The following is a 390-nucleotide window of genomic DNA, read 5'->3' on the forward strand; positions in this document are numbered from 1 at the left end:
GAGGTCCCGGGGCTCCTGAGGTGCCGGGGGCTCATGCGGTCCCGGGGCTCATGCGGTTCTGGGGGCTCCCTGGTGAACCCCGCAGTCACAGCCGCTGGATGATCGTCCCCGTGGCCAGCGCCCCGCCCGCGCACATCGTGATGAGCGCGAACTCCTTGTCCCGGCGTTCCAGTTCGTGCAGGGCCGTGGTGATCAGACGGGCTCCCGTCGCGCCGACCGGGTGGCCCAGCGCGATCGCGCCGCCGTTGACGTTGACCTTCTCCAGGCCGTCGAGGTCCGCCTCGAACTCCTGGGCCCAGCTGAGCACCACCGACGCGAACGCCTCGTTGATCTCGACGAGGTCGATGTCCTTGAGCGACATGCCCGCCTTGCCGAGCACCGCCCGAGTGG

At 70.3% G+C, this 390-nt stretch carries 1 pseudogene; it reads right to left on the bottom strand.

The window, feature by feature from the left end:
• Positions 1 to 85: 85 nt before the first annotated feature.
• Positions 86 to 390 (bottom strand): annotated as a pseudogene (locus RNB18_RS53345) (steroid 3-ketoacyl-CoA thiolase); the annotation flags it as partial.

Origin of the sequence: Streptomyces doebereineriae, from assembly GCF_031845645.1 — a bacterium.
Taxonomy (GTDB): domain Bacteria; phylum Actinomycetota; class Actinomycetes; order Streptomycetales; family Streptomycetaceae; genus Streptomyces; species Streptomyces canus.